Consider the following 9,236-nt stretch of genomic DNA (forward strand, 5'->3'; position numbering starts at 1 on the left):
CAGCATGGTATCACATGGGCCTGATATATACAGACCTCGTCAGACATAAAGAAGCTCTGCAATGCTATGACAAGACTCTGAAGTTAAATCCAAAACATGTCGGAGCTCTCCTGAATAAAGGCGTAATTCTTGAAGATGCCGGACTGAAAAAAGAAGCGTTTATGTGCTTTCAGAAAGCAGCCAATCTGGATACAAAAATTGCAGCTTCCATAAAAGGAAGACTTGCACACTAATTTTATTCTTCAGGTTCCGTGATCCCAGCTTCCCATATATTCTTCCTGATCTTTTGTGAGTGTGTCAATGGAAAGATTCAGGGATGCTAGTTTGTATGATGCAACCATCCGGTCGATCTCATCAGGAACCTGATGAACATCAGGCTTTAATTCGGCATGATGCAGGGCAAGGTATTCGGTGCTCAGTGCCTGTAATGCAAAGGAGAGATCCATAACTTCTATTGGATGACCCATTCCTTTTGGAACTGCCAGATTGACAAGACGACCTTCTGCAAGTAAATGGATGACTTTACCGCCGATATGATATGAATGAATACCATCGCGTTCTTCTATAGTTTCCGCATGAGAAGAAAGCCAGACACCATCGATCTCAATATTAAAGTGACCTGCATTTGATAATATGACACCGGATTTCATGACCATCATGTGATCACCGGTAATGACATCCCTGTTCCCGGTTGTTGTTATGAAGATATCACCAATCCGGGCGGCTTCCTGCATGGACATCACATGAAAACCTTCCATATGAGCTTCAAGGGCACGTCGTGGATCTATCTCGGTAACGATAACTTTTGCACCAAGTGCTGATGCTTTACGTGCAAGACCCCGTCCGCAAAAACCAAAACCAGCTACTACGATCCATTTTCCGGCTATGAGAGAATTCGTTGTTGCCATGATTGCAGTCAGAGCACTCTCTCCTGTCCCGTGTACATTATCAAAGTAATGTTTCATTGGGGTATCATTGACTGCGATGACCGGGAAGAGGAGCTTTCCATCAGCAGCCATTGCACGCAGACGATGGATCCCGGTAGTAGTCTCTTCGCATCCTCCAATCACACCAGAAAGAACATCCTGCCTTACGGTGTGCAGACGATGGATAAGATCCATCCCATCATCAATAGTAATGACTGGTTTTGCATCAAGGACAGTATCTATGGCCTGATAGTATTCATCAACCGAACATCCGCGTTTGGCATAACAGTATACATTTGAGACCTTTCCCAGAGCTTCTGCAACATCATCCTGGGTAGAGAGGGGATTACACCCGGTAATGTGGACCGTTGCCCCTCCATCAGCAAGTGTTCTGACAAGGTTTGCGGTTTTTGCTTCGACGTGTAAAGCCATTCCGATGACTTTCCTAGCAAAGGGCTTTTCCTTTTTAAATCGTTCGGATATTGCGCTGAGTACAGGCATGTACTGCCGTGCCCATTCAATTTTTAAACTTCCTGAATCCATGGTTTCCTCGTTGGTTACGAATATTTGAGAAAATTTTCCATAAGTGTTTCTCCGGTGATAATAAATCATCTCTCCATAATCCTCTTTTAGTACAGCGAACAAGAAGCTACACCTATGACACTGACCCGGAGGATCATCCCTTGCCTGGACATCAAGGACGGAAGAGTTGTGAAAGGAACAAATTTTCTTGGTCTTCGGGATGCCGGTGATCCGGTCGAACTTGCCTGTCGGTATAATGAACAGGGTGCAGATGAAGTTGTATTCCTTGATATTACGGCATCAAAGGAGAACAGGGGGATGATTATTGATGTCATCCAGCGGGCTGCCGATGAACTTTTCCTCCCACTGACCGTTGGTGGGGGTATCAGAACACTTGAGGATGTTCAAAAAACATTGAGAGCCGGGGCGGATAAAGTTTCAATGAATACCAGCGCCGTTCAGAATCCTGCATTGATATCCGAAGCGGCTCAGGCCTTTGGAACCCAGTGTGTGGTCGTTGCCATTGATGTGAAAAGAAGAACCTCTTCTGAGCCAGGGAAGACCATGATTCCTCTGCCAGACCAGACTTCATGCTGGTACGAGGTAGTAACACACGGAGGATCACAACCGACCGGAATTGATGCTATTGCCTGGGCGAAAGAAGCTGAAAACCGTGGCGCGGGGGAAATTCTGCTAACCTCAATGGAAACCGACGGGACCAAGGAAGGTTTTGATATTCCTATAACAGCTGCAATATCTGAATCTGTTGGAATACCGGTAATTGCTTCAGGCGGAGTCGGGACTTTTGATCATTTTTATGAAGGATTTGTATATGGGAAAGCCGATGCAGCATTGGCAGCCAGTGTCTTTCATTATGGGGAGATGACCATTGCTGATGTTAAAGATTATTTATCGAAAAAAGGGATAGCAATTCGTCCCTATGCGCAATAATTTATTCTTTTTTTCTCCCGACGGATGCCATATATATACAAAACTCTGTCTCTCCGTCTATCCCTAGGATGCAATTAATGTCATTATCATTGTATGAGCCTATCGCACATACCCCTAGTGAAAGACCTGCGCATACCACATACAGGTTCTGACAGATATGACCCGCTTCAATGAACAGATATCTCCAGCCTCTCTGTCCGAACTTCCAGATCATCCGTTCAGGAACAGCGGTCCAGATGAAGGATACTGCTGATGATGCAACCAGGTTTGGATTTCTGCATATCTTTGCCACTGATTCATGATCCCCGGAGTGACACTCCTCTCTGACAAGGGCATGGTCAAGGGGGAGGTACCGGTATATACCTGGTTCCAATCCATTTACCCGGTTTACCACAATGCGTGTTTCAAAGGGATGTAATGCACCTGCTGAAGGGACCGTCCGAAAATTTGATCCATTCTCCTTCTCCCTGACACCCTGAGTATAATGAAGGAGAATAGAGAGTTCCCATTTATGTATCTCTTCCGAAGAATATACGCGGATAGTCTTTCTGTCATGTAAAGCATCCCATAAGATAACGGGATCAAGAGGGATCTCACCTGGATCTGGCAAGGGTATGATCTTCTGATTGGGTTCACATACGCCACATACCCTGGTTTTCGGCTCTTCTTCCTTCTGATGAGAATCCCGAAAAAGAGTTTCCTGAAGAAACCGGTGACCGGTCCACGCGGAGTCAGATTGCATGTATAGCAATAATGCGTGACAGCTACCTGAACTTTACGATAATGAGATGAGTGGGAGGAGTAAGCCCCCTTCTGTTCATTGCGGCATTCAGCTTAGCACCGAACCCGGGCAGATACCGGGTTATCTGTATGCCCTGTTTCGGTTTGCACCCGCAGGGATTCGCCGTTTCATCGGTGATGTCCGTCTCCGCTCAGCAGGAATGCATCATAACTCAGGACATTCCGTATCGTTTCTGGTCCATAGCCGTGATTCTCACCACCCCTGTCATGCAGGGCTGCGTACCCGGTTGGTGGGGGGACTTTCCTCAGCTACGAAAAAATCGTTACCGTCGGCCGCACTCTCCCTCTCATATCTTAATCAACATCGAAAGAGAAAAAGAATATGTAAAAAATACTGCCTGGGAGAGCAATAGTATTAGGTTAAGAGACGGGTATTGCCCGATAAACCGTCATTTATTTATAGAAATATCCTGATTATTCTTATTAAGAAAGGGGAATCTTATTACTACTACTGCATTTATCCATCATAAAGGTGGAACAGGAAAAACAACATCCTGCCTACAGATAGCAGGGATCCTCAAAAATATGGGAAGGACAGTACTTGTTATAGATACTGATCCCCAGGCAAATGCAACCTTAGGTCTTGGAGTCTATCCTGATTCTCTTCAAAAACATATCTATCACTATTACATACAGAGATGCTCACCATCTTCGGATTCAGTTCTCCTGTCAGATTATATCATAAAAACTCTGTCAGGCATAGATCTTGTCCCCTCTCATCTTGATCTTGTTGGCGCAGAAGCGATACTATACAAAAACCCGGATCGCTATCATATTCTGAAAAAGGGGATTGATGTACTGAAGAACAGATATGATCATATTCTGATTGATACCCCTCCCTTCCTTGGACAATTTCTCATGAACGGTATGATTGCTGCCGATCATTCTGTCATGGTTTTTTCTTCTGATGTTTTTGCTATCGCCGGGTATGATCATATTAACATGATTATTCGGGACATCAAAGAGATTCTGGGAGTTGATATTCATATCAGTATGGCAATCCTGAACAGATGGAATAATCCATCAGAAAAAACAGAAACTTTTCTTGAGAAGATACAACATTTGTTTGGTATAAAACCTGATGTACAACCTGACTCATTACAGGACATACGGAGTCAGCTTGAAGACAGAATACGGATGGAAATCCCGGAAGTGGTCCTTGTTGCGGAAGGAAGAGATGTTTCCCATTCCTTAAAACAGGGAGTTCCTTTAATTACTCTGGCTCCGGATGATCCATCCATGTCAGGATTTAAAAAAGCAGCATCAGTGATAGACACATGGAAGGCAAGGGGGAAATAATGGATACGGATGAGAATAAACCTGCGGGGAGAAGAGGGCTGTTCATGGTCACTGAAGATGATAAAAAGCAACCAGAAAAGGACCTGGTTGTTTCAGACTATACGGAAATTATCAACAGGATTCTGAACTATAAACAGGGGGAATTCCCAGAAGTTCCGGAAGAGTTCGTACCCATACTGAACCGGTTACAACAGGACACCGAAATCCTTCAGAATGAAAAACAGGCCATTCAAGAATTATCCAGAGAGCTCGATCAACTGAAAGAAGAACAAGTCACAATAAAAAAGGAGCATGAAAGTTACCTCTCCGATCTGATATCCGCTCATACTGAATTTGACAGGGCACTGGAGATCTTTCAGTATCATGCCATCCCTATGGTCCTTTTGGGACCTGAACAGCAGATCATGGATGCAAATGATATCTTCTGCTCGATCTTCTCTGTTGAACGGAGTGAAATAACCAGGCATTTTCCACCTATAACAAAATATGTTTCTGATACCTCCCCTTTTTCCGCCCCGGACGGCAACCAGTACTCTATTGTAACAATAAAACCGCCGATAGTTCCTTTTGATCATGAAGCAGTTTCACTCGAACTCTTTATACCATATCTGCCCCCGGTTGAGCCGAAAACAAGAGAGACAATATCAAGAGAGATTTTTGAGAAAGCACTATCAGAGATACTTCTTCCGATTGCAATACTTGATGAACATAATACAGTCAAATATTTAAATAATGCATTTTTAGAATATCTTGCACGGGATCATCAGGACATCTATCTCCGTGATATTGCAAGTTGTGGCTTTTCAGGAGAGATAAAAGAAAAAGTAGAAGAAGCTGTGACAACCGGAACAAAAATCGAATATCAGACCTCAATTCTCCATCGTGACAATACCTCTATTCAGGTATGGATCGAGTTATTTCCTCTTACATATGATGAAGAGACATATATTTTGCTCGTTCTTTTCCCTGATGAAGAAGAGGAAAACAATAATAATGAAAAATTCTCTCAGAACCTTTCGGAAATTCGGACTCCCTTTTTAAAAACTCTTCTGGACCTCAATCCTTCACCGATGGTTCTGTTTAATGATGCATCAGAAATTATACTCGCAAATGAAGGTCTTTCAGAGCTGATTGGTGTCTCTTCCGGACAATTACAAGGCCAGAAACTACCAGACATCGGCATTCAGGTATCCGGTTTTTCTGGAATGAGTGAAGAGATGGAAATACTTCCAGACGATGTCTGTATTGAGTCACCATATGGGATGGAATGTTACTCAGGTCTTCTCATAGCCAATCATCAATCAAATCAAAACCAATATCTTCTGATTCTTCAACCACCGGTAGATGCTCCAATACAGCAGGATCTGCAAAAAAGTCATGAGATCATAGAACCAGTACAGGATGGTTCACCTTCTTTTCACACAGAAGTAGATATTCATCCAGATGATTTTCAATCAATTCAATTCTCTGCCATTTCAATTCCCGGACTTCTTATCGAAGAATCGGTCATAAAAGAGATGAATCAATCATTTAAAGAATGGAGCGGAATTCAGGATGAAAATATTTCTGAATATGCACAAATACTCATCTCTCATGCGGTCCAGGCCAGAGAAAACAGATCTGTGGTATTTTCATCACTCTATCCAGCAGGTCTGAAATCGTATCAGATTCAGATTCAACCGAATATCTCTTTGCCTGATACAAATATCTACTGGTTTATTGATCAATCCGAAGCACAGGAAACGATTGCATCATTACAGAATCAGATAGAGAGTTTACAATCCGAACTGACTATAATAAAAAATAATCTTCAAGAAGAACGTTCTGCAATGAAGACTTCTGATGACATATCCGGGCAGATAGATATCGTTGAATTTGAATTATCTGGTGCAAGATATGCAATGGATATCGGAATGGTTCGGGAAGTTGTCGAGATGCTTCCAATAACTCCACTTCCAAAGACTCCACCCTACATCATTGGAATCATAAATCTCAGAGGTGAAGTAACCCATGTCATAGATCTTGCAGTACTTCTTGGAGAACGAATTAAGAAAGATCGAAGTGGTCAGAAGATTATAATCGTTCCTCCTGATGCAGCGCATGGAGAACATCTTGGCATTATTGTGGATAATGTACGGAGTGTCACCGAAATCGGTGCTCGTCAGGTAACTGCTCTCGGAGATGAGATCAATGAGCGGATACAAACCAGGATTAAAGGCATCATTAAGGTCACGCATGATGATCTTATAGAGAAACGTGAAGGAGAAGAGAAGGAAGCAAACCTTGTTATATGGCTTGACATGAAAGAAATATTAAACCGTATAGCAAGTCTTCACTAAAAGAATTCTCCTTTGAAACATATCATGGAAAAAAAAATTATACCCCCGGTTTTTCCCCAGATTAATGTCCCACAAGTGAGTGAGAAGGGACTTTCTGAACTCATTCTTGATGTTCAGAAAAGACTCAATATTCAACTCACCAGTTACAAACAGGATTATATCAAACGAAGGCTTCTTTCACGGATGAATTCAACCAGATCAAAGGATTTTGTTGAATACCACCAGTATCTGAAGACTCATCCAGAAGAAGAAGAAAAACTCAGGAATGCACTGACAATAAATGTCACAAAATTTCTTCGCGATCCTGATGTATTCAACCTGATTGGGAGAGAGATCTTTCCATCAATAATCCAGGAGAAGAGATCCATAAAAATCTGGAGTGCTGGTTGTTCATCAGGAGAAGAGCCCTATACCTATGCAATACTCCTGTATGATCAGGCAAAACCCGGGGTTTCACTCAGTAATGTCATCACCGCAACAGATATCGATGAAGTAATTTTAAAGAAGGCTAAAGATGGAATTTATGAAAAGAGCGCCCTGGAAAACCTGAGTGATTCCCAGATTAACAGACATTTCGATAAAACTGAAGATGGGAAGTTCCGGATAAAAGATCATATCCGGAATATGGTTCGGTTCCAGTCTCATGATCTCATGAAAGGAGTCCCTGTCGCACGGATGTTTGACGTAGTATCATGCAGAAATGTAACGATATATTTTAATGAACAACAAAAGAAGGATCTTGTAAAACTTGTTCATGAGAGTCTTGGAAATAATGGGTACTATATTATGGGAATGTCTGAATATATGTCAAAAGATGTCGAACACCTGTTCAGACCCTATAAACCCATGCTGAAAATTTTCCAGAAAGCAGCGTAAAAAATTGATTATCCCCTTTTTAGAAATCCCTTTTTTCGTGGAATTGGTTCCAGGCCTGACAATTCCCGGTTTTTATCGATCTTTTCTTCATGCGCTTTAATTTCGCTGTAAATAATATAAAAATTCAGACCTACCAGGATCAGAACAAAGAAAGTACTAATAAACAACGCCAGACCCTGGGGGCGGATTTCCTCCACAGTCCACATGATATAGAGCACCAGAAGTAACCCAAATAAATAAAATGGTCCCCACATTCTGATGTTCAGGATTTTCATGTGTGCTTCCAGATTTCTTTTCATACGATATCAATCTCACGGAGTGATCACCATTCGACACATACAAGTGCATCACATCAGGTGAAGATAGATAACTAAGGCAGTCCAATGATTACCATATGAAAATAATCAGGGTTCCAATTGGCATACATATCATTGCTATCCTGATGGTGTGTGCATTTATAACCGGATGTGTTGAGGTGACACCTCCAGCAGGGGAACAGGAAGCATCAGCATATGGACCGGTTTCGCAAGGGAGCGGGGATATGAAAGATCTGGTAAAAGGTCAGAATCAGACCGTGACTCCTCCGGTTCAGTCACCAGGTCCATCAGATCAGCAGGGAGCAACTGAGCCAATTTCTCCTTCTTCACCTGAAACACCATTACCACCGGTTGAAAATGAATCTTTTGTGAAAGTTACTCCGAAAGATTACAGTCAGCTGAAAGGAGACACACAGACTTCATATCTCCCCTATAACCGACCAATATCAACAGACAACCGGCAATTTCTGACAATATATGAGATATTAAATCAGTCATTTGTGAAAAATGCCTCTGCATATGCATATCACCTTGTCACGCCACCCCTCTATATTGAATTAGGATTTTATCCGAAAATGGTAACAGACGAGCAGGAAGTATATAAAAGAACCGGAGATAAAGAAGGAACTATTAAGTATACCAAAGTCAGGCCGTCACAGGATGCATGGTTTGAAATGCGTGTATATGATATGGATACAAACCAGGAGATTTTACGGGAGGGATATGGAAAAACATACAGTCTGACCAACAAAACAGCAGCAATCCGCAGGGCTGGGACCTTCCAGTTTGACTTTATGGGTGACTCAATTGCTGCAGATATTGCGATGAAAATTCCGGTTGATAATTCCACAGTGAATGCATATTCAAATGTAAGTTCACTTATTGAAGATAGAAAAATCAAGTCCGGATTATTACCAGCAGTATTTCTGCAGGAGACAGATATGGGACAGGGATGGCAGAGAACCGGCGATCTTATTCACACTCCGGTGAAATATTCATCAATTTTAATTCTACCCTCATCAGGCTCGAAACTGACTCAGGATATTTCCAAATTCCCAGGTTCTCAGGATGCAGTTACACAATATGCACAGACGAAATCCGCGAATTCAGGAGAGACCCATATAGCCATAACCGCCGGTGATGAAGGGTATGGATTTGAGTCAATCAGAAAAACAGGTGTGGTTTTCAGACAGGGGCCATATCTT

9 protein-coding genes and 1 other RNA gene are annotated in these 9,236 nt (G+C 42.4%); 6 read left to right on the forward strand and 4 right to left on the reverse strand.

Annotation, left to right across the window (positions count from 1 at the left end; all coding sequences use genetic code 11):
- On the forward strand, nt 1-233 hold a 233-nt coding region (locus LDL35_RS12565; protein ID WP_304022961.1), incomplete at its 5' end, for a tetratricopeptide repeat protein.
- 9 nt (nt 234-242) lie between these two features.
- On the opposite strand, the gene LDL35_RS12570 is transcribed toward LDL35_RS12565, so the two are convergent.
- Nucleotides 243-1,538: an adenosylhomocysteinase gene (locus LDL35_RS12570; RefSeq protein ID WP_304022962.1), complete on the reverse strand. Its 1,296-nt coding sequence runs from the start codon at nt 1,536-1,538 to the stop codon at nt 243-245.
- Nucleotides 1,539-1,583: 45 nt separating this feature from the next.
- On the opposite strand from LDL35_RS12570, the gene hisF reads away from it, so the two are divergent.
- On the forward strand, nt 1,584-2,399 hold the full coding sequence (hisF, locus tag LDL35_RS12575; RefSeq protein ID WP_304022964.1) for an imidazole glycerol phosphate synthase subunit HisF: 816 nt from the start codon (nt 1,584-1,586) through the stop codon (nt 2,397-2,399).
- Between the two features lies 1 nt (nt 2,400).
- Here the strand turns inward: hisF and LDL35_RS12580 are convergent, their stop codons facing one another.
- Both LDL35_RS12580 and rnpB read right to left on the reverse strand, forming a co-directional pair.
- The gene (locus tag LDL35_RS12580; protein ID WP_304022966.1) at nt 2,401-3,141 is read right to left on the reverse strand and encodes a SagB/ThcOx family dehydrogenase; all 741 of its coding nucleotides are present in this window, start codon (nt 3,139-3,141) and stop codon (nt 2,401-2,403) included.
- Nucleotides 3,142-3,189: 48 nt separating this feature from the next.
- Nucleotides 3,190-3,489: RNase P RNA component (rnpB, locus tag LDL35_RS12585), an RNA gene on the reverse strand.
- Nucleotides 3,490-3,659: 170 nt separating this feature from the next.
- On the opposite strand from rnpB, the gene LDL35_RS12590 reads away from it, so the two are divergent.
- The 3 genes from LDL35_RS12590 to LDL35_RS12600 are packed head-to-tail and all read left to right on the forward strand — an operon-like array spanning nt 3,660 to nt 7,714.
- Nucleotides 3,660-4,499, forward strand: coding sequence for a ParA family protein (locus LDL35_RS12590; protein ID WP_304022974.1), 840 nt, complete (start codon nt 3,660-3,662; stop codon nt 4,497-4,499).
- Nucleotides 4,499-6,838: a chemotaxis protein CheW gene (locus LDL35_RS12595; RefSeq protein ID WP_304022968.1), complete on the forward strand. Its 2,340-nt coding sequence runs from the start codon at nt 4,499-4,501 to the stop codon at nt 6,836-6,838. The genes LDL35_RS12590 and LDL35_RS12595 overlap by 1 nt, the downstream gene beginning before the upstream one ends.
- A gap of 24 nt (nt 6,839-6,862) precedes the next feature.
- Nucleotides 6,863-7,714 (forward strand): protein-glutamate O-methyltransferase CheR, encoded by an 852-nt coding sequence (locus LDL35_RS12600; protein ID WP_304022970.1) that lies wholly within the window; start codon nt 6,863-6,865, stop codon nt 7,712-7,714.
- A gap of 8 nt (nt 7,715-7,722) precedes the next feature.
- Here the strand turns inward: LDL35_RS12600 and LDL35_RS12605 are convergent, their stop codons facing one another.
- A complete protein-coding gene (locus LDL35_RS12605; protein WP_143709363.1) occupies nt 7,723-8,013 on the reverse strand; it encodes a hypothetical protein in 291 nt (96 codons plus the stop codon).
- A 95-nt stretch (nt 8,014-8,108) separates the two neighbouring features.
- On the opposite strand from LDL35_RS12605, the gene LDL35_RS12610 reads away from it, so the two are divergent.
- Nucleotides 8,109-9,236, forward strand: a 1,128-nt coding sequence (locus tag LDL35_RS12610) for a hypothetical protein (protein ID WP_304022973.1), incomplete at its 3' end; no start/stop codon positions are given.

The sequence above is a fragment of the Methanospirillum hungatei genome, from assembly GCF_020216685.1.
GTDB lineage: Archaea > Halobacteriota > Methanomicrobia > Methanomicrobiales > Methanospirillaceae > Methanospirillum > Methanospirillum hungatei_B.